The sequence below is a fragment of the Bradyrhizobium sp. 195 genome, assembly GCF_023101665.1.
Taxonomy (GTDB): domain Bacteria; phylum Pseudomonadota; class Alphaproteobacteria; order Rhizobiales; family Xanthobacteraceae; genus Bradyrhizobium.
Genome location: NZ_CP082161.1, coordinates 7,031,495 through 7,051,635 on the forward strand (window position 1 = coordinate 7,031,495; position 20,141 = coordinate 7,051,635).

Sequence of the window (20,141 nt, forward strand, 5' to 3'; positions counted from 1 at the left end):
TGGCTCATGACACTGCCCTCCCCTCGCTCGTCGGCGAGGAAAGTGGCAAAGCCCGCGCCTCATGTCAACTACGTTGACTTGAGATTTCGTCAATTGTGGTCGGCGATTGCCTCCATGACCGCCGTCCACGCCGCCGCCCCCGACGTCCCGGCGCGGTCGAACGCCTCGCGCAGGACCTTACGCTCGTGATCCGAGGCCCGCTGCTCGATGCGTCGCCCGGCTTCCGTCAGGCGCAGCAGCTTGGAGCGATGCTGCTCGGGCGAGCGCTTCGACGTCAGCAGCTTGCGCTCCAGCAGCAGGTTGAGCGGCCGGCTGAGGGCTTGCTTGGAAATGCCGAGAACCTCGAGCAGCGAGCCGATCGCGATATCGGGCCGGCGCGCCACCACGTAGAGGATGCGGTGGTGCGGACGCGACAGACCCTGCTTGGCAAGATATGCGTCGGCCTCCAGCGTCATGCCGCGCCAGCCGTAATACATGAGCTCGAGCGCCGCATCCAGATCGTGCAGCTTGTCGAGCGAGGCGCGATGAAGCCCGGCGGCTTGAGACGTCTTTGCCATCGTCGGACGTCAGCCCTTCGCCCGCAGCTCGCGCCGCAGCACCTTGCCCGTCGCCGTCATCGGCAGCGTTTCGGCGAACTCGACGAAGCGTGGATATTCGTGCGCCGCGAGCTGCACCTTGACGAATTCCTGGATCTCGCGCGCCAGTGCGTCGGTGCCGGTAAAGCCGGGGCGCAGTACGATCCAGGCCTTGATCGATTCGGTGCGGATCGGATCGGGAATGCCGACCACCGCGGCCATGGCCACCGAGGGATGCTTCATCAGCGTATGCTCGATCTCGGACGGGCCGACGCGATAGCCGGCGGTGGTGATGACGTCGTCCTCGCGGCTGACATACCAGAAATAGCCGTCCTCGTCCTGCACGCCGAGATCCCCGGTGAGCAGAAACTCGCCGGCATATTTCTTCGCCGTCGCCTCCGGATTGCGCCAATATTCGAGCATGGTGACGGGGCATGGCTGGCGTACGCCGATGATGCCGCGTTGCCCGCGCTTCTGCTCTTCGCCCTTGTCGTTGACGACGCGGACGTCGAAACCGGGCGTCGCCTTGCCCATCGCGCCGGGGCGGATCGGAAACAGGTTGGAGTTGCTGCCGATCACGAGATTGCACTCGGTCTGGCCGAACACCTCGTGCGCGTCGATGCCGAAGGTCTCGCGCACCCAGCCCAGCAATTCACCGCCGAGAGATTCGCCGCCGGTAAAGATACTGCGGAGCTTGACGCCCGGATGCTTCACGCTGGCCTGCCGCATCAGCTTCAGCGCCGTCGGCGGCAGGAAGACGTTGCGGACGCCGAGATCGGCCATCATCTGCATCGCCGCCTGCGGCTCGAATTTTCGCGCGCGGTGACCGACCAGCGGGATGCCGTGGTACCAGAACGCGAGCAGCCCGTTGACGAGGCCGCCGATCCAGGCCCAATCCGCCGGCGTCCACATGAGATCGCCGGGGCGCGGCAGGAAGTTGTGGCACATCTCCACGTTCGGGAGATGGCCGAGCACGACGCGGTGCGCGTGAAGTGCGCCCTTCGGGTTGCCCGTCGTGCCCGAGGTGTAGATGATCAGCGCGGGATCGTCGGCGGACGTGTCGACGGTCGCGAAGTCCTCGGACGCGGTTTCGATCGCCGACCAGAAAGGTTTTGCGCCGGCGTGGACGGCGCCGCTCGTGACATAGATGTCCTGCAAATAGGGCAGCCGATCGCGGATATTCGTGAGCTTCTCCCAGCCCACCTCGTCCGTGATGATGGCCCTTGCCTGCGAATTCGACAGGCGGAATTCCAGCGCGTCCTCGCCAAACAGCGCGAACAGCGGGATCGAGATCAGGCCTGCGCGGAACGCGGCCATATGGGCGATCGGCAATTCCAGCGACTGCGACAGGAACACCGCGACGCGGTCGCCGCGCGAAAGCCCATCCGTCGTCAGCACATTGGCGAAGCGGCGCGACATCTCGGCGATCTCGTCGAAGGAGGTGCGGCTCGTTGCACCGTTCTCGTCGACATAGATCAGCGCGAGCCGGCCGGTACCGTCGGCATGGCGGTCGCAGCACGCCTCCGCCATGTTGAAGCGTGCCGGGATGTCCCAGCGGAAATTGCGATAGAGCTCGTCGTAGGTGGCGGCTTCGGTGAGCATGGCTTGGATCGTTTCCGTACTCTCGACGTCGTGGCCGGACTTGTTCCGGCCATCCACGTTCTTCTTGCTTGGTCAGTCAGTTTAAGCTCGTGGATGCCCGGGACAAGCCCGGGCATGACAACCCAATGGATGTCATTCCGGGGCGCCCAAAGGGCGAACCCGGAATCTCGAGATTCCGGGTTCGATGCTGCGCATCGCCCCGGAATGACGGCGTGAAACTCACCGCACCGTCGCAAAGAACTTCCTGACATCGCGCACGAACAGCTCCGGCTGCTCGAACGCGGCGAAATGGCCGCCCTTCTCCATCTCGCTCCAATGCGTGATGTTGTGGAAGTTCGGCTCCATCCAGCGCCGCACCGGCGTGATGATCTCCTTGGGGAAGGCGGCAACGCCCGTCGGCACCTTGACCACCGGCGTGGTGCGGCGCTTGCCAAAGCTCTCCCAGTAGAGCCGCGCCGAGGAGGTCGCCGTCTCCGTCGCCCAGTAGAGCATGACGTTGTCGAGCAGCTCGTCGCGGGTGAAGATATTTTCGGGATGACCGTTGCAATCGGTCCAGGCCCAGAATTTTTCCAGGACCCAGGCCGCCTGCCCGCTCGGCGAATCCGTCAGGCCATAGCCGAGCGTCTGCGGCCGTGTCGATTGCTGCTTGGAGTAGCCGGAGTCGAGATCGACATAGTGCTTGAGGCCGGCCAGCGCGCGCTTCTCTTCCGCCGTCGGCTCGCCCTCGACTTTCGGTGCGGCGTTGAAGGCGAGCGTGATGTGGATGCCGACACAGTGCTCCGGGTCCTGCGCGCCGAGCGAGGTCGTCACCGCCGAGCCCCAGTCGCCGCCTTGCGCGCCGTAACTGATATAGCCGAGCCGGTCCATCAGCTTGGTCCAGGTCGCGGCGATGCGGTCGACGCCCCAGCCGGTGGCCTTCGGCTTGGCGGAGAAGCCGAAGCCCGGCAGCGAGGGACAGACGACGTGAAACGCATCCGCGGCATTGCCGCCATGCGCGGCGGGATCGACCAGCGGCGCGATCACCTTCTGGAATTCGACGATCGAGCCGGGCCAGCCATGGGTGATGATCAGCGGCAGCGCGGACGGCTCTTTCGAACGGGCGTGAATGAAGTGGATGTCGAGCCCGTCGATCTCGGTGGTGAACTGCTCGAAGCGGTTGAGTTTTGCTTCGCGCGCACGCCAGTCGTAGCCATCGGCCCAGTAGCTGCAGATCTCCTGGATCCACTTGAGCGGCGCGCCCTGGCTCCAGTCGTCGACCAGCTCCGCCTCCGGCCAGCGCGTGCGCGCCAGGCGCGATTTGAGGTCGGCGAGGATGTCGTCGCTGATGGCGATGCGGAACGGTTTGATGGCGGTCATCGGTTGGCTCCCGATCGTTTCTGTCGGGAAAGAGTAGACCGGATCGTAGACGCGACAAAGGTGCACCTTCTCCCCTTGTGGGAGAAGGTGGCGCGAAGCGCCGGATGAGGGGTTGTTTCCGCGAACTCGTATGGTGAGAGCGGCGCACGTGGAGAGAGACCCCTCACCCGCCTCGCTTCGCGAGGCACCCTCTCCCACAGGGGGAGAGGGGAAGAGTGCGCTAGCCCGACAGTGCGGCCTTCACGAGACCGCTGGCCTTACCGAAATCCATCTGGCCCGCGTACTTCGCGCGCAGCACCGCGATCACCTTGCCCATGTCCTTCATGCCGGCCGCGCCGGTCTCGCCGATCGCGTCCGCGATCGCCTTCTTGACCTCGTCGTCGGCCATCTGCTTCGGCAGATAAGCCGAGATCACCGCGATCTCCTCGCGCTCCTGGGCCGCGAGCTCGGCGCGGCCGCCTTTTTCGTAGAGCTCGACCGACTCCTGGCGCTGCTTGATCATCTTTTGAAAGACGCCGAGCAGATCGGCGTCCGACAGCGGCGGCTTGCCGTTGCCGCGGGCGTCGATGTCGGCGTTCTTGATGGTCGAGTTGACCATGCGCAGCGTGGACAGCTTGCGCTCGTCCTTGGCCTTCATGGCCTCCTTGACCGCATTGTTGATGTCGTCGCGCAGCATGACCGTGATCCCTTCGAATATCCGACGCCTGATCTAGGCCGTTCGCGCCCCCGAGACAACCTCGGTTCCGAGCCATTCCGACAGCGCCCGTGTCGTCGCTTCCGGCTGCTCGGCTTGCGGCAGGTGGCCGCAGCGCTCGAGGATCACGAACCGTGCGCCGGCGATGGCCTCGGCCATCTCCTTCGAGAACGCATTCGGAATGGTGTTGTCGGCATCGCCCGTCAGCACCAATGTCGGGCACCTGATGGCCGAAAGCGTCGGCCGAGAATCCACCCGTGCGATGATTGCGGTCTGCTGCCGCAGATAGCCCTCGATGCCGACATCCTCATCCTGCGCATGCACGAGCTTGAGAATTTCGGCATCATCGCGCCGCGACGGATGCACGAGCTCCGGAAAACTCTCCTCGCGGACGGCGCGAAGCTTGCCGCGCTTCGCGCGCTCCATCAGGCCGCGGCGGCGCGCGGTCGCCTCCGGCGTATCGGGCCGGGCCTGGGTGTTGATCAGCGCGAGCCTGGCCACCCGCTCGGGTGCCTGGCGCATGATCTCGAGCGCGATGTAGCCGCCCATGGAATGGCCGGCGAGCGCGAAGCGCGGCGGCGCCTCGGCCAGCACCCGGGCGGCGATCGCCGCCATGCTGTCGTCGCGGATATGGTTGGCAATCATCACCGGGGCGAACCGCCATAGCTCCGGGATCACAGGGACATAGATCCGGGCCGAGGAGGCCAGCCCCGGAACCAGCAGCAGCGGGGTGGTCTGGTCCATTATTGCCTCGCAAGCCCAGGAAATTGCCGGAAATTGTGCGGCCGAGCTTAAGTGCCGAAGACGGGCTGTCAAATATGCAAAAACGCATGTGAATCGAGCCTCTCCCGCTTTGACGGCGGCGCTCGCGGAGACTATGAAACGCGCTCATGACACAACATGACAACGATCCTGCTTGGCCGGACCACAAACCGACCGCGCTCCTCGTGCTTGCCGACGGCACGGTGCTCGAAGGCTTTGGTCTCGGCGCCGAAGGCCACGCCGTCGGCGAGGTCTGCTTCAACACCGCGATGACCGGCTATGAGGAGATCCTCACCGATCCCTCCTATGCCGGCCAGCTCATCACCTTCACCTTCCCGCATATCGGCAATGTCGGCACCAACGAGGACGACATCGAGACGGTGAACATGGCCGCGACGCCGGGTGCGCGCGGCGTGATCCTGCGCACCGCGATCACCGATCCCTCGAACTACCGCGCCACCAAGCATCTCGACCAGTGGCTGAAGGCGCGCGGCATCATCGGCCTCTCCGGCATCGACACCCGTGCCCTGACCGCGTTGATCCGCAGCAAGGGCATGCCCAATGCCGTGATCGCGCATTCCAAGACCGGCGAGTTCGACCTTCACGGCCTGAAGGAAGAAGCGCGCGAATGGCCGGGCCTCGAGGGCATGGACCTCGTGCCGATGGTCACCTCGGGCCAGCGCTTCACCTGGGACGAGACGCCCTGGCTGTGGGACAAGGGCTTTGGCCGTCAGGACAAGCCGGAATTCAACGTCGTCGCCATCGACTACGGCATCAAGCGCAACATTTTGCGCCTGCTCGCCGGCGTCGGCTGCAAGGTGACGGTGGTACCGGCGACGACCTCGTCCGAAGACATTTTGGCGATGAAGCCGGACGGCGTGTTCCTGTCGAACGGTCCGGGTGATCCGGCTGCGACCGGAAAATATGCCGTGCCTGTGATCCGGGACGTGATCAAGTCGGGCACGCCGACCTTCGGCATCTGTCTCGGCCACCAGATGCTTGGCCTTGCCGTCGGCGCCAGGACCAAGAAGATGCATCAGGGCCATCACGGCGCCAATCATCCCGTCAAGGACGAGACCACCGGCAAGGTCGAGATCACCTCGATGAATCACGGCTTTGCGGTGGACGAGACCACGTTGCCGAAGGGCGCGACGCAGACCCACATCTCGCTGTTCGACGGCTCCAATTGCGGCATCCAGCTCGACGGCAAGCCGGTGTTCTCGGTGCAGTACCACCCCGAGGCCTCACCTGGCCCGCGCGACTCGCACTATCTGTTCCAGCGCTTCGCCGATCTGATGCGGCAGAAGAAGAGCGCGTAAGACACGGGCTCTCGTGCCCGGGATGCAGCGCGCGCGCTTCGCGGCGTGCGTGATGCGCTGCTGACGGGCCTACGCTTGCGGCTCTCCGGGCCCCGGCTCTGCGCGGCAGCGTTGCACGCTGCAGCGCGTCCGGGACACGAGACCTGTCGAGGAACACCTCCACCGGATAGGATGTTGTCCCGATGCCCTTGTGCAGCCGGAGCCCCATCATGTCCGTCGTCCGCGACCATGCCGAGCCGCTCGCCATCGTGTTCGAGGATGACGGGCTGGTACCGAACAACATCCGTCCGTTCCTGGTCTACCAGGGCGCAGTGACACTCGATCCGAAGCAGCCGGAAGCGACCATCGAAAATCTGTTCGAAGCGAACGGCTGGGGCGGCACGTGGCGCAACGGCGTGTTCGACTATCTGCACTATCACGCGACGGTGCATGAGGTGCTTGGCGTCGCGCGCGGGAGCGCACGGGTTCGCTTCGGCGGCGATCACGGCCAGGAGCTCCAGATCAAGGCCGGCGACGTCGCGATCCTGCCCGCCGGCACCGGGCATCAATGCATCCAGGCGAGCGACGATTTCTGCGTGATCGGGGCCTATCCGCCCGGCGCGAAGATGGAGATCACAAGGGCGACGCCGGACAACCACGCCAAGGCGCTGAAGACGATTCCGCAAGTGGCGCTGCCGCCCGCCGATCCGGTGACGGGGAAGGACGGGGCGATGATGAGGCTCTGGCGGTAGACAAGAGCGGTGCCGTAGGGTGGGTTAGCCGAAGGCGTAACCCACCTCTTTGTTTTCCGCGGATGCAGAATTGGTGGGTTACGCTGCGCTAAACCACCCTACGCAGTTGCGCCTCTTACGCCTCGTTGCCGCCTTCCTGGCGGGTGGCTTCGAACAGGAACCAGGTGCGGCGCTCGGTCTCGTCGATGAAGACTTCGAGGATGCTGGCGCTGGCGACATCGCCGGCGTCGTCACAGACCTCGTGCGCCTTGCGCATCGCAGCGGCGACGTGCTTGTTGTCCTGCATCAGCTCGCGCAACATCTCGCGCGGCGGGACGTAGTCCTCGTTGTTATCCTTGATGGTCTGGAGCTTTGCGACCTGGCCGATCGACTTCAGCGTGGTGCCGCCGATCTTGCGGACGCGCTCGGCAAGCTGGTCGGTGGTGGCGAAGATCTGGTCCGACTGCTCGTCGAGCAGCAGATGGTAGTCCCGGAAGTGCCGCCCGCTGATGTGCCAGTGGAAATTCTTGGTCTTCAGATACAGCGCGAAGGCGTCGGCCAGAAGCACGTTGAGCGCCTCCGAGACCTTCTTGACCCCGTCGGGAGACAGATCGGTGGGGGTATCGAGATCGGGGGAGACCTTGTTGTTGGTTTTGCTCACGGGAGACCTTCCTGTTAGGACGCGGACATTGACGGCGCTCCGTCGCACCCCTAACGCAAGGCGGACAGCGCTGGTTCCTTTAGCGGAACCGTTTGGCCGGGACCCTCGAATACCATGGACGATTGGATCGATTATTACGACTCCACGCATACGATCTATGTCAGCAAGCTGCATCGCGACTTGCACTTCCAGATCATCGCGCGGGACATCGTCGGCTACATCTCCTCGCCGGACGCAACGGTGCTGGACTATGCCTGCGGCGAGGCGCTATCGGCGAGCCAGGTGGCCGCTAGTTGCGGCAAGCTGATCCTTGCCGAGCCTGCACCCGGCGTGCGCGGCCGGCTGATCGCGCGGTTTGCTCCGAACACCAAGATCCGCGTCCGCTCGCTCGACGACGTCCGCAACATGCAGGACCAGTCGATCGACCTCGTGGTGATGAACTCGGTCGCGCAATACATGGCGCCGGACGAGCTCGATGCCGCGCTCCTCAACATCCACCGCATCCTGAAGCCCTCCGGCAAGTTGGTGCTGGGAGACATCCTCCAGCCCAATGTCGGCATGTTCAGGGACGTCATGGCGCTGCTCGGCTTCGGCCTGCGCCACGGCTTCCTGAAGGACGCGCTGATCGGGCTGATCAGCACCGCGCTGTCGGATTACCGTCACCTGCGCACGCGCATCGGACTGCAGCGTTACAGCGAGGACGAGATCACCGCCAAGCTGAGGGCGGCCGGGTTCGCGGTCCAGCGCGCCCACACCAATATCGGCCACAATCGCTGGCGCATGACCTTCGTCGCGCGGCCGCCTCTGGTTCGTTAAGCATAACAATTAGCCGTTGTAGCTTGCCGCACTGCAATCGGTCATGATCGCCGCGGCCCGGTGGCGGAAGCGTCTACGCGAGGGCGGTGCAACGCTCTACATCCTGGTTCAAATCCAGGCCGGGTCTCCAGCCTTCGCTGGCTCCGCCAGCTTCGGCTCGGCAAGCCGTATCGTGGCGAAGGCTGCCGCGGCGAAGCCCGAAGGGCGAAGCCGGGCGTGTCCGGCGTCGCTGGAGCGGAGCGCAAGCGAAGACGGACGGACCGCCCCCGAGCAGCCCACCCCTCCCCTAACCGGTCAAAATTGCCGGTTGATGGGCGTTTTTCGGGGTTTCGCCGCCCCAAAAACTGGTCTAAGATCCACCCGCGCGCGAGGGAGACCACCGCGCTCTCGGCCACAGGGACGCGCAGCTGCGCGCCCTTTTTTTGTGCCCAAATTCCAGTCCGGCGAGAGTTGATGCCCAAACGTACAGACATCACCACCATCCTGATCATCGGCGCCGGTCCCATCGTGATCGGCCAGGCCTGCGAGTTCGACTATTCGGGCACCCAGGCGGTGAAGACGCTGAAGGAAGAGGGCTACCGCATCGTCCTCGTCAATTCCAACCCGGCCACCATCATGACCGACCCGGAATTGGCCGATGCGACCTATATCGAGCCGATCACGCCCGAGATCGTCGCCAAGATCATCGAGAAGGAACGTCACGTCATTCCCGGCGGCTTCGCGCTGCTGCCGACCATGGGCGGACAGACCGCGCTGAACTGCGCGCTGTCGCTGCGCCTGCAAGGCACGCTCGACAAGTTTGACGTCGAGATGATCGGCGCCACCGCGGACGCGATCGACAAGGCCGAGGACCGCCAGCTGTTCCGCGAGGCCATGACCAAGATCGGGCTCGAGACGCCGAAGTCGCGGCTCGCCAACGCCTCCGCCCTGAAGAAGTCCTTCCGCGACAAACGCCAGGCCGAACGCGAGAAGCTCTCGGGTGCGGCCCTCGAAGAACACGATCGGCAGTGGACACTTGGCGAGAGCGACCGCCGCAAGCGCTATCAGGAATACGCGCTCGGCCAGGCGCTGATGGCGCTGTCCGAGATCGGCCTGCCCGCGATCATCCGCCCCTCCTTCACCATGGGCGGCACCGGCGGCGGCATCGCCTACAATAAGGAAGAGTTCCTCGACATCATCGAGCGTGGCCTCGATGCGTCTCCGACCAACGAAGTGCTGATCGAAGAATCCGTACTCGGCTGGAAAGAGTACGAGATGGAGGTGGTGCGCGACAAGAAAGACAATTGCATCATCGTCTGCTCGATCGAGAACCTCGATCCGATGGGCGTGCACACCGGCGATTCCATCACGGTGGCGCCGGCGCTGACGCTGACCGACAAGGAATATCAGATCATGCGCGACGCCTCGCTGGCGGTGCTGCGCGAGATCGGCGTCGAGACCGGCGGCTCCAACGTGCAGTTCGGTGTCAATCCCGAGGACGGCCGCATGGTCGTGATCGAGATGAATCCGCGCGTGTCGCGCTCCTCCGCGCTGGCTTCCAAGGCCACCGGCTTTCCGATCGCCAAGGTCGCCGCCAAGCTCGCGGTCGGCTACACGCTCGACGAAATCGCCAACGACATCACCGGCGGCGCTACGCCGGCCTCGTTCGAGCCGACCATCGACTACGTCGTCACCAAGGTGCCGCGCTTCGCCTTCGAGAAATTCCCGGGCGCCTCGACCACGCTGACCACGTCGATGAAGTCGGTCGGCGAAGTCATGGCGATCGGCCGCACCTTCCAGGAGAGCCTGCAGAAGGCACTGCGTGGTCTCGAGACCGGATTGACCGGCCTCGACGAGATCGAGATCGAGGGTTTGGGGCGCGATGACGACAAGAACGCGATCCGGGCCGCACTCGGCACGCCGACGCCGAACCGGCTGCTCCAGGTCGCCCAGGCCATGCGGCTCGGCTGGTCGAACGAGGACATCTTCAACTCCTGCAAGATCGACCCGTGGTTCCTCGGCGAGATGCGCGGCATCGTCGACATGGAGGAGAAGGTCCGGAAGAACGGTCTGCCCGGCAACGCCTTCGGCATGCGCACGCTCAAGGCCATGGGCTTCTCCGACGCGCGGCTCGCAGTGCTCGCCGAGACGACGGAGGCCGAGGTGACCGCAAAGCGCCACGCGCTCGGCGTTCGCCCCGTCTATAAGCGCATCGATACCTGTGCGGCCGAGTTCGCCTCGCCCACCGCCTATATGTACTCGACCTATGAGGCGCCGTTTGCGGGCGCGCCCGCGGACGAGAGCACCCCGTCCGACAAGAAGAAGGTCATCATTCTCGGCGGCGGGCCGAACCGCATCGGCCAGGGCATCGAGTTCGACTATTGCTGCTGTCACGCCTGCTTCGCGCTGCACGACGCCGGCTACGAATCCATCATGGTCAACTGTAATCCGGAGACGGTGTCGACAGACTACGACACCGCCGACCGGCTCTATTTCGAGCCGCTCACCGCCGAGGACGTGCTGGAGATCATCGCCAAGGAACGCAGCAAGGGCACGCTGCACGGCGTGATCGTGCAGTTCGGCGGCCAGACCCCGCTCAAGCTCGCGCGCGCCCTGGAAGCCGCCGAAGTGCCGATCCTCGGCACCTCGCCTGATGCCATCGACCTTGCCGAGGACCGTGACCGCTTCAAGCGGGTGCTCGATAAGCTCCGCCTCAAGCAGCCGAAGAACGGCATCGCCTATTCGGTCGAGCAGGCGCGCCTGGTCGCAACCGATCTCGGCCTGCCGCTGGTGGTGCGCCCCTCCTACGTGCTCGGCGGCCGCGCGATGCAGATCATCCGCGAGGAGAACCAACTCAGCGATTACCTGCTCGGCACGCTGCCGGAGTTGGTGCCGGCCGACGTCAAGGCGCGCTATCCGAACGACAAGACCGGGCAGATCAACACCGTGCTCGGCAAGAACCCGCTGCTGTTCGACCGTTATCTGTCTGATGCCACCGAGATCGACGTCGACTGCCTCTGCGACGGCAAGGACACCTTCATCGTCGGCATCATGGAGCACATCGAGGAAGCCGGCATCCATTCCGGCGACAGCGCCTGCTCGCTGCCGCCGCACTCGCTCGATGGGAAGATGATCGAGGAGCTGGAGCGGCAGACCCGCGAGCTTGCGCTCGGCCTCGACGTCGTCGGCCTGATGAACGTGCAATACGCCATCAAGGACGGCGAGATCTACGTGCTCGAGGTCAATCCGCGCGCCTCGCGCACCGTGCCCTTCGTCGCCAAGGTGGTCGGCACGCCGGTCGCGAAGATCGCCGCGCGCGTCATGGCCGGCGAGAAGCTCGCCGATTTCAAGCTGAAGAAGGCGCAGCTCAAGCATGTCGGCGTCAAGGAATCGGTGTTTCCGTTCGCGCGCTTCCCCGGCGTCGACACGGTGCTCGGCCCCGAAATGCGCTCGACCGGCGAGGTCATGGGCATCGACCGCTCGTTTGCGGTGGCGTTCGCCAAGAGCCAGCTCGGCGGCGGCACGCGGGTGCCGCGCAAGGGCACGGTGTTCGTCTCCGTGCGTGAGAGCGACAAGACGCGTATCGCCGAAGCGGTTCGCGAATTGCATTCACTCGGCTTCAAGGTGCTGGCGACCTCGGGCACGGCGCGCTTCCTGACCGATCAGGGCATCCCGACCGAGAAGGTGAACAAGGTGCTGGAGGGACGGCCACACATCGTCGACGCCATCACCAATGGCGACGTCCAGCTCGTCTTCAACACCACCGAAGGCCCGCAGGCGCTGGCCGACAGCCGTTCGCTGCGGCGCGCGGCCCTCTTGCATAAAGTGCCGTATTACACCACTCTTTCCGGGGCCGTGGCGGCCGCGCAGGGCATCCGCGCCTATTTGGGCGGGGACCTTGAGGTTCGTACCCTGCAGAGCTACTTTTCGGAAACCTGATCGCTAGCGGCAGCGACGCTTCCGCTAAGTGATTGGCAATGAAGCCACAATGGCCGGAGGAACTGATCCGGCCAGGTGGTGGTTCTGTTCCGGCGCCAGACCCACATAACTCCCGGTGGGCGCGTGTTCAGGCCCGGGAATACCGACGAATCAAGGTTGCCGCGCCCTCGGTCTTTGTGGGGGCGCGCAGCTGAAGGACGAGAGAAGAGATGGAAAAGGTTCCGATGACCCAGGCCGGCTTTGTCGCGCTCGGGGAAGAATTGAAGAAGCGCCAGTCGGAAGATCGTCCGCGGATCATCGAGCATATCGCCGAGGCGCGCTCGCACGGAGACCTGTCGGAGAACGCGGAATATCATGCCGCGAAGGAAGAGCAGTCCCACAATGAAGGCCGCATCGCCGAGCTCGAGGACAAGCTCGCGCGCGCCGATATCATCGACATCTCGAAACTGTCCGGCGACACCATCAAGTTCGGCGCCACCGTGACCTTGGTCGACGAGGACACCGAGAAGAAGACGGTGTGGCAAATCGTCGGCGAGGTCGAGGCCGACGCCAAGAAGGGCCGCATTTCCATCACTTCACCGCTCGCCCGCGCGCTGATCGGCAAGAAGAAGGGCTCGACCGTCGAGGTCAATGCACCCGGCGGCGCCAAGGCGTATGAGATTACCAAGGTGGAGTGGCGGTAAGGATTTGCCGCTGCACGTGATAAGATTTCGAAAAGGCCGCGCACTGCGCGGCCTTTTTTGTTTCGGCGCCTTGCGGGGCATGAGTGCCGCACGCTCTCTCCACGCGTCATTGCGAGCGCAGCGAAGCAATCCAGACTGCCTCTGCGGAAAGATTCTGGATTGCTTCGCTGCGCTCGCAATGACGGCGTTGATGCAGCGAGCATCCATTCATCACCGTCACCCTGAGGTGCTCGCCTCTTCGGCGAGCCTCGAAGGGCGACGGCCCGGCTGCATCTCGGCCGTTCATCCTTCAAGGCTCGCTGCGCTCGCACCTCAGGATGACGGGACTGAGAGCACCGCTTGGCGACCCTACCTCCGCCCCTTCACATCCAGCGGCACAGCCGCCTCGTATTTCGAATTGTGCAGCACCAGCGAAGTCCGCACGTTGCGCACGTGGGGGGCAGCGGTCAGGTGGGTGACGAAATCCTGGAAGGTCGCCATATCAGGCGCGACGCATTTGAGGATGAAATCGACCTCGCCCGACAGCATCCAGCATTCCCGCACCAGAGGCTCGGCGCGAACGAACTCCTCGAAGGCGCGCAAATCCGCCTCGGCCTGGCTGGACAGGTGCACGGCGGCGAACACGGTGACGTCGAAGCCGAGCTTGCGGGCGTCCAGCAGGCCCCGATAGCCGTGGATATAGCCCTCCTCCTCCAGCGAGCGGACGCGACGCAGGCAGGGCGGCGGCGAGATGCCGACGCGCTTGGCCAACTCGACATTCGTGATTCGACCGTCGGCCTGAATCTCGGTGAGAATTTTCAGGTCGATCTCGTCTAGGTTCCGCGACACGTGATTGGAACTCCTGGCCTTTGCGGCGGTATTGAGTGAGTTATCGCAATCCTCATAGCCCAGTCGACGGCGTCAGCGCAATTTTATTGCGCGTGCAGCGCAATCGACTTTTGTTCCCTGTTGGAAAAATCCGCCGAGAGGGAATGCAATTCTTGCATAGCTCACCAGAAGGCTTAGATTAGCTCTGATATTTCAGCGCCTCCGCGAGGCCTCCCGGCACGTTCCGCGCCCGCGCTGCAAATCCCCCGTGAAAGGCGTCCATCGAAATGTCCGCTCCTGTTCATGCAAAGGTCGTCATTATTGGCTCCGGTCCGGCCGGTTACACTGCGGCGATCTACGCCGCGCGGGCCATGCTGGAGCCGATCCTGATCCAGGGCATCCAGGCCGGCGGCCAGCTCACCATCACCACCGACGTCGAGAACTATCCGGGCTTCGCCGACGTGATCCAGGGCCCCTGGCTGATGGAGCAGATGGAGAAGCAGGCGGTCCATGTCGGCACCAGGATCGTCTCCGACCTCGTTACCAAGCTGGAGACTGCGCATCGGCCGTTCCGCCTCACCTGCGACAGCGGCGACGTCTATCTCGCCGACACCGTGATTCTCGCCACAGGCGCGCAAGCGCGCTGGCTCGGGCTGCCGTCCGAAGTCAAATTCCAGGGCGGCGGCGTGTCGGCCTGCGCCACCTGCGACGGCTTCTTTTACCGCAACAAGGAGGTCATGGTGGTCGGCGGCGGCAATACCGCGGTCGAGGAAGCCCTGTACCTCACCAACCACGCCTCGCAGGTCACCATCGTGCATCGCCGCGATCACTTCCGCGCCGAGCGCATCCTGCAGGAACGGCTGTTCAAGCACCCGAAGATCAAGGTGATCTGGGACTCCGCGGTCGACGAGATCTGCGGCACCGAGAACCCGAACAAGGTCACCCATGTCCGCCTGAAGAACGTCAAGTCCGGCGCGCTCACGGACGTGAAGACCGACGGCATCTTCATCGCCATCGGCCATGCGCCGGCGACCGAGCTCATCAAAGACCAGATCAAGCTGAAACCCTCGGGCTATGTCGAGGTCGCCCCGAACTCGACCGCGACCTCGGTGCCGGGCCTGTTCGCCGCCGGCGACGTCGCCGACGAGACCTATCGCCAGGCCGTGACGGCCGCAGGCCTCGGCTGCATGGCAGCGCTCGAGGCCGAACGTTTCTTGGCCCTGCGCGCCAGCGAGCGCGCGGCAGCGGAATAAAGATCATGCCTCGAACACGCGACGGATTTACGGATATGGACTGGGACAAGCTGAAGGTGTTTCACGCAGCGGCGGAAGCGGGCAGCTTCACGCATGCGGGCGAGCAGCTCGGCCTGTCGCAATCGGCGGTATCGCGCCAGGTCTCGGCGCTGGAGCAGGAGCTTTCGGTCTCGCTGTTCCACCGCCATGCCCGCGGCCTGATCCTCACCGAGCAGGGCGACCTGTTGTTCCGCACCGCGCATGACGTGTTCATGCAGCTCCAGGCGGCGCGCGCGAAACTCACCGACAGCCGCGAGCGGCCGAGCGGCGACCTCAAGATCACCACCACGCCCGGCGTCGGCATCAACTGGCTGATCCCGCGGCTCGGCGAGTTCACCGCGCTCTATCCGGAGATCCGCATCTCGCTCATCGTCACCGACGAGGAGCTCGATTTGTCGATGCGCGAGGCTGATGTCGCGATCCGCACCCGCAAGCCGACGCAGCCGGATCTCATCCAGCGCAAGCTGTTCGCGATGGGATTCCACGCCTATTGCTCGCCGGAATACATCAAGCGCTTCGGCACGCCGCGCACGCTGGAGGAGCTCGACTCCCACCGCATCATCACGCTCGCCGACGGCAACTTCGCGCCTCACTTGCAGAACCGCAACTGGCTGGTCGAAGCCGGGCGCAACGGCTCGGGTCCGCGCGAGGCCTATTTCAGGGTGAACAACATCCTCGGTCTCGTGCGCGCCTGTCAGCAGGGCCTCGGCATCGCCGCGCTGCCCGACTACCTGGTCGAGGAACAGAGCAAACTCGTGCAGCTGTTCGGCGAGTCGGATTCGATCCAGCTCGACACGTATTTTGTCTATCCCGAGGAGTTGAAGACGGTCGCGCGCGTGCAGGTGTTCCGCGACTTCGTGGTCAGCAAGGCGCAGCGCTGGCCGTCCTGATTTCCGCATGACTGACATGCGGCCTCGGCTGTTGCTGCAGGACGCTCGTCAAGCTCATACTGTTTGCACGCTGAGCCTTCGCGTTGCGCATTTGTCCCCCTCCTCCAGTGGCGCGGGAGTTCAGTAATCCCTCTTGGAAGGTGATTGTGTCGGCCTCACGTGGCCAATACCTTAAGCCGGGCTCGTTCGAGCCCGGCTTTTTTTCGCTCAAATCAGCCTTCGCCTTCCGCGTGTATTGACAGTTCCAGGCATACCCCGCATCATTTGCAAATGATCACGAAGTCGTGCGCAGCAATCTCGAAAAAAGGCCCCCATCCCGGGGCCTCGGATTTTTGCGCGTACTAGCTAGCTTCGTCATCGCTGCAAATCCCGAAAACCCCGCCGCCTGGACGGGGTTTTTTCATGTGCCCTCCGTCTCAGGTTTTTTTCCCGAGAAGGAGATGGAAACATGACTGGTCTACAGGAACAACTGCACGGGCTGTGGCTGCCGCTGGTGACGCCGTTTCAGGGCGGTGCGCTCGACGAGCGGTCGCTGCGGCGGCTGACGCGGCACTACAGCGCGCAAGGCATCGACGGCTTCATCCTGGGGGCGACCTCCGGCGAAGGCATGACGCTGCGTGAGGCCGAGCTCGAACGTCTCGTCGCCGTCGTGCGCGACGAGATGGCGGCGGGCCGCCGCAACGTTCCGGTCTGCCTCGGGCTGTCCGGCGCCGACACTTCGCGACTGAAGGAACGTCTCGACGAGACCGCGGACTGGCCGATCGACGGTTATCTGATCGCGAGCCCTTCTTATGTGCGGCCCTCGCAGCGCGGGCTGCTGGCGCATTTCGAGACGCTTGCCGATCACGCCGCCTGGCCGCTCGCGCTCTACAACATTCCCTATCGCACCGCGGTGAACATTACCAACCAGACCATGCTGCGGCTCGCCGAGCATCGGAACATCGTGGGCTTGAAGGATTGCGGCGCGAGCCGTGAGCAATCGATCGCGCTGCTGCGCGACAGGCCGAAGCAATTCCGCGTGCTCACCGGCGAGGACGCGAACTATTTCGAGGCGCTCAGTGACGGCGCCGACGGCGGCATCGTGCTGTCGGCCCATGTCGAGACCGCGGCGTTTGCGGCCGTCTACGCCGAGCACAGGCGCGGCAATTGCGACGCGGCGCTGGCGCGCTGGCACGACGTCGCTGATCTGACGCGGCTGTTGTTCACGGAGCCGAGCCCGGCGCCGGCGAAGTACTGGCTGTGGCGATGCGGCCTCATCGACAGCCCCGAAGTGCGCCTGCCGATGGTGGAGGTCAGCAGCGAGCTCGCGGCCACGATCGATCGCGAGATCGAGCGACGGACGAAGGTGGCGGCGTAGCGCTGCGCGCGATCGACCCTCCCCCTCCAGGGCAGGGCTATCGCATATGGATTTCACGAGGACCGCGGGCTTGCTCCGCCTCTCCCGCTTGCGGGAGAGGCCGACGCGCTCGCAGAGCGCGGCGGGTGAGGGTTCTCACCACTCGGGGGACATCCTCCGCAATTCTCAACAATCCCAATGCGGAGACAGCCCCCACCCCAGCCCTCCCCCGCAAGCGGGAGAGGGAGCCGACTGCCAATGCCGCCGCATCCTGCACACCATATGCGATTGCCCTGCCCTCCAGGGGAGGGTAAGAGCGCCGCCCTTGGTTAACCGGACCCCAACGCCCTTCGCTACCGCCGCATGGCACATCCACGGCTCGTTTACGCTCTGGTGCCTATCGTTGTGCTCCGAAGCCTTCTCATAGGGGGAATGACCATGAGGCATCGTACCCGGCCTACGGCCGCGAGCCAGTTCGCGCCGACCGATCTCCTGCAGGGAATTATCGTCGTATCGTCGTTCGGGTTCTGGGCGGTGATGCTCGGCCTGATGCCGGTGCTGCTGTTTCGGGTCTGGCTCGCCTGAGGCGGCTGCTCGCGCGGATGGTTAAAGGGCGGTCGCAAATGCGCTCAAAATGCGAGCGGGATTGCAAGCCGGAATTTTAAAGCATCCCGCGTATCGTTCATGCCCATAAGCGAAGAAATCGCGGGGGCATTTGTGAATAGTCATAGTGAGATGGCGTCGCATTACGACGCCGGACAGCAGAGCTTTACCACCGAGGACATTCTCTGGGCCGTCGGCATCTGGTCGGTGATCCTGACCTTGTCGCCGGTCATCGTGTTCTACATGCTGATGGTGGCGTAACTCATCGCCACCGATCCAGAAAACGCAAAACGCGCGGACTTCCGCGCGTTTTTCGTCCGGGGAATGAATTATAAAAAATTATGCTGCCTGCTTGTGCATTGCGCCGGATGCCGACACCGTGCCGCGAATAGCTTTCACTGAACGCTCGATCGCCGCCCACAGCCTTGCGATTTCCTGAGCCGCACGGCTCTCGGCCTGGTACTCCCGCGCGCCTTCGCCGTGGCTCAACGCCATCAAGAGATCCGAACGGTTGGTGATCTGGCCGCCCCACACCGGAGCACGGAATTTGGCAAGCGCTTCGCGGGCGATGGTGACGATCGGGCTTTCCGCTTCGTCGCGCTTGGCCGGCGCACCGTTGAGCACGACCGCGTAGGGCTTCCGCGCCGCGCGGCACATCTGGATGGTTTCCTGCACCGCGTTGACGTCGAACACGCCGGGACGGGCGGGAATCACGACCATGGTGGCATTCTTGATCGCGTCGTCGACGACAGCCGAGAGGTTCGGCGGCGTGTCGATCAACACCCATTCATAACCGTCGCGCTTGGCAGCGGAGACGATGCCGCTGACGGAGTTCACGGCCGCCTTGATCGGCGGTTCGTTGGTGCCACGCAGCTTGTGCCACAGCGTGAGCGAGCCCTGCGGGTCCGCGTCCACGAGCATGACCTGCTTGCTCGCCTTGATCTGCGCGGCGAGATGTGCAGCCAGGGTACTCTTGCCCGAGCCGCCTTTACGCGATGCAAAAACAATAACGTTCATACCTTCGGCCTCCAGATTGACCCTAGGCTACGAAAATGAATCACCACGCTGATTCGTGAAAGATAAATTTATCGAGAGTTGCGCTGGGGTCATGAAATAACAAGGCGTGCTGGCTTTTGAGTCACACTGCGATGTGCGAGGCGCGACAAGAACCGCAATCGAGCGCTGTGCGCGAGCGTGTATGCGTTTTTTGAGCAGTCCTTCGGGACAAAGCGGAATGCAACCTCGCCGCGCAAACCCATATCCGACTCTTTTCCGTCGGGCCTGCGTCGCAAGCTCACGCCAGCTGCGCGAACAAAAGGAGTCCGTTACCTTACGAAGCTTCGCAAAAGGAAGGCGGGTGCCGCTCAGCTGTCGCTGGTCTTTTTCTTCTTGACCGCCGGCTTGGCGCTCTTCTTCGCGGTTTTGGGCGCGATGTTGGTCGGCCTGCCGGCACGGGCCTCGCCCGGCTCCGGTCCGCGGCGGAAGAACACCGCGCATTGTGGCGAGAGCTGCGCCTTCTTCTTGATCATGCAGGCGGTGATGGCATCGACGTTCGGCACGAACTCACCGCACAGCCGCATCGCATCCGGCGTGCAGGCCTGCTGCTCCTCCGGGGTGTAGGCGAAGCCGGCACCGGGCTGGATCAGCACGGCCAGCGCCATCCCGAGGGTGGCAGCAGCCAAGGATGTCTTGAAGCGAAGCGCCAGCATCGATTCCCCCACATGTCGAACAGGAGGGAATAGTGGGTGAACGGCGGTTCGTTGGCAACTGAGAGGGATGCGAAAGCCGCGACGTGTGCGGTCTCGGCAACAGGGCGGGCGGCCGGCGAAAGGGCGGCGCGTGAAGCAGCGTCGTTCCCACCCACTGCTGTCATCCCCGCGAAGGCGGGATCCAGTATTCCAGAGGCGTCGACGTTCCCGGAGAAGCCGCGGCGTACTGGATCCCCCGCTTTCGCGGAGGATGACAGTCGTGGGTGGGGAGAGACAGCAGCCAAGCCTCGCCCGGGGCTTCGTCCAACCAAAAACGCGAAAACAACCCCATGCACAGTAGCCAAGCCACGGTAATCCCAAAGCATTTCACGTCTTAGGATTTAACGAAACCGGGTTTGACTTGTCGGG

The 20,141-nt window shown here is 64.1% G+C and carries 19 protein-coding genes and 1 tRNA gene; 11 read left to right on the forward strand and 9 right to left on the reverse strand.

All coding sequences use genetic code 11. The features are described 5' to 3' along the window. Positions 1 to 89 precede the first annotated feature (89 nt). From IVB26_RS32740 to IVB26_RS32760, 5 genes are all read right to left on the reverse strand, one after another. Positions 90 to 557, reverse strand: a complete 468-nt coding sequence (locus tag IVB26_RS32740; protein ID WP_247969125.1) for a MarR family transcriptional regulator — start codon at positions 555 to 557, stop codon at positions 90 to 92. A gap of 9 nt (positions 558 to 566) precedes the next feature. Next, positions 567 to 2,177 (reverse strand): acyl-CoA synthetase, encoded by a 1,611-nt coding sequence (locus IVB26_RS32745; RefSeq protein ID WP_247969126.1) that lies wholly within the window; start codon positions 2,175 to 2,177, stop codon positions 567 to 569. 219 nt (positions 2,178 to 2,396) lie between these two features. Further along, positions 2,397 to 3,533, reverse strand: a complete 1,137-nt coding sequence (locus IVB26_RS32750; protein ID WP_247969127.1) for an epoxide hydrolase family protein — start codon at positions 3,531 to 3,533, stop codon at positions 2,397 to 2,399. A gap of 220 nt (positions 3,534 to 3,753) precedes the next feature. Beyond that, entirely contained in the window at positions 3,754 to 4,209 is a 456-nt protein-coding gene (locus tag IVB26_RS32755) for a GatB/YqeY domain-containing protein (RefSeq protein WP_247313481.1), read from the reverse strand. A 33-nt stretch (positions 4,210 to 4,242) separates the two neighbouring features. Further along, complete coding sequence (locus IVB26_RS32760) at positions 4,243 to 4,971, reverse strand: alpha/beta fold hydrolase (protein WP_247969128.1); 729 nt, start codon at positions 4,969 to 4,971, stop codon at positions 4,243 to 4,245. Between the two features lie 146 nt (positions 4,972 to 5,117). Here IVB26_RS32760 and carA point away from each other — a divergent pair, with 146 nt between their 5' ends. Both carA and IVB26_RS32770 read left to right on the forward strand, forming a co-directional pair. Beyond that, entirely contained in the window at positions 5,118 to 6,308 is a 1,191-nt protein-coding gene (gene carA, locus IVB26_RS32765) for a glutamine-hydrolyzing carbamoyl-phosphate synthase small subunit (protein ID WP_247969129.1), read from the forward strand. A gap of 209 nt (positions 6,309 to 6,517) precedes the next feature. Continuing rightward, complete coding sequence (locus IVB26_RS32770; RefSeq protein WP_247969130.1) at positions 6,518 to 7,039, forward strand: cupin domain-containing protein; 522 nt, start codon at positions 6,518 to 6,520, stop codon at positions 7,037 to 7,039. 115 nt (positions 7,040 to 7,154) lie between these two features. Here the strand turns inward: IVB26_RS32770 and IVB26_RS32775 are convergent, their stop codons facing one another. Beyond that, positions 7,155 to 7,679, reverse strand: a complete 525-nt coding sequence (locus IVB26_RS32775) for a Dps family protein (RefSeq protein WP_018318252.1) — start codon at positions 7,677 to 7,679, stop codon at positions 7,155 to 7,157. A gap of 114 nt (positions 7,680 to 7,793) precedes the next feature. Here IVB26_RS32775 and IVB26_RS32780 point away from each other — a divergent pair, with 114 nt between their 5' ends. From IVB26_RS32780 to greA, 4 genes are all read left to right on the forward strand, one after another. Further along, complete coding sequence (locus tag IVB26_RS32780; RefSeq protein WP_247969131.1) at positions 7,794 to 8,495, forward strand: class I SAM-dependent methyltransferase; 702 nt, start codon at positions 7,794 to 7,796, stop codon at positions 8,493 to 8,495. A 54-nt stretch (positions 8,496 to 8,549) separates the two neighbouring features. Next, positions 8,550 to 8,625, forward strand: a tRNA-OTHER gene (locus IVB26_RS32785). 323 nt (positions 8,626 to 8,948) lie between these two features. Beyond that, positions 8,949 to 12,413: a carbamoyl-phosphate synthase large subunit gene (gene carB / locus IVB26_RS32790; RefSeq protein WP_247969132.1), complete on the forward strand. Its 3,465-nt coding sequence runs from the start codon at positions 8,949 to 8,951 to the stop codon at positions 12,411 to 12,413. Between the two features lie 209 nt (positions 12,414 to 12,622). Beyond that, on the forward strand, positions 12,623 to 13,096 hold the full coding sequence (greA, locus tag IVB26_RS32795) for a transcription elongation factor GreA (RefSeq protein WP_018643807.1): 474 nt from the start codon (positions 12,623 to 12,625) through the stop codon (positions 13,094 to 13,096). Between the two features lie 348 nt (positions 13,097 to 13,444). Here greA and IVB26_RS32800 read toward each other — a convergent pair whose 3' ends face one another. Then, entirely contained in the window at positions 13,445 to 13,924 is a 480-nt protein-coding gene (locus IVB26_RS32800) for an Lrp/AsnC family transcriptional regulator (RefSeq protein WP_247969133.1), read from the reverse strand. 266 nt (positions 13,925 to 14,190) lie between these two features. Between IVB26_RS32800 and trxB the strand changes: the two genes are divergently transcribed. The 5 genes from trxB to IVB26_RS32825 all read left to right on the forward strand — a co-directional run bounded on the left by trxB (position 14,191) and on the right by IVB26_RS32825 (position 18,285). After that, positions 14,191 to 15,156: a thioredoxin-disulfide reductase gene (gene trxB / locus IVB26_RS32805; protein WP_247969134.1), complete on the forward strand. Its 966-nt coding sequence runs from the start codon at positions 14,191 to 14,193 to the stop codon at positions 15,154 to 15,156. A gap of 5 nt (positions 15,157 to 15,161) precedes the next feature. Continuing rightward, entirely contained in the window at positions 15,162 to 16,085 is a 924-nt protein-coding gene (locus IVB26_RS32810) for a LysR family transcriptional regulator (RefSeq protein WP_063197141.1), read from the forward strand. 448 nt (positions 16,086 to 16,533) lie between these two features. Continuing rightward, a complete protein-coding gene (locus IVB26_RS32815; RefSeq protein WP_247969135.1) occupies positions 16,534 to 17,442 on the forward strand; it encodes a 4-hydroxy-tetrahydrodipicolinate synthase family protein in 909 nt (302 codons plus the stop codon). Between the two features lie 417 nt (positions 17,443 to 17,859). After that, positions 17,860 to 18,006 carry a hypothetical protein gene (locus IVB26_RS32820; RefSeq protein WP_247969136.1) on the forward strand — a complete coding sequence of 49 codons (147 nt, stop codon included), beginning with the start codon at positions 17,860 to 17,862 and terminating at the stop codon, positions 18,004 to 18,006. Between the two features lie 99 nt (positions 18,007 to 18,105). Then, positions 18,106 to 18,285, forward strand: coding sequence for a hypothetical protein (locus IVB26_RS32825; RefSeq protein WP_246918746.1), 180 nt, complete (start codon positions 18,106 to 18,108; stop codon positions 18,283 to 18,285). A gap of 78 nt (positions 18,286 to 18,363) precedes the next feature. Here IVB26_RS32825 and IVB26_RS32830 read toward each other — a convergent pair whose 3' ends face one another. Together IVB26_RS32830 and IVB26_RS32835 are read right to left on the reverse strand one after the other, a co-directional pair. Continuing rightward, positions 18,364 to 19,041 carry a ParA family protein gene (locus IVB26_RS32830; protein ID WP_247969137.1) on the reverse strand — a complete coding sequence of 226 codons (678 nt, stop codon included), beginning with the start codon at positions 19,039 to 19,041 and terminating at the stop codon, positions 18,364 to 18,366. Positions 19,042 to 19,388: 347 nt separating this feature from the next. Continuing rightward, positions 19,389 to 19,733 carry a hypothetical protein gene (locus tag IVB26_RS32835; protein ID WP_247969138.1) on the reverse strand — a complete coding sequence of 115 codons (345 nt, stop codon included), beginning with the start codon at positions 19,731 to 19,733 and terminating at the stop codon, positions 19,389 to 19,391. Between the last annotated feature and the right edge of the window lie 408 nt (positions 19,734 to 20,141).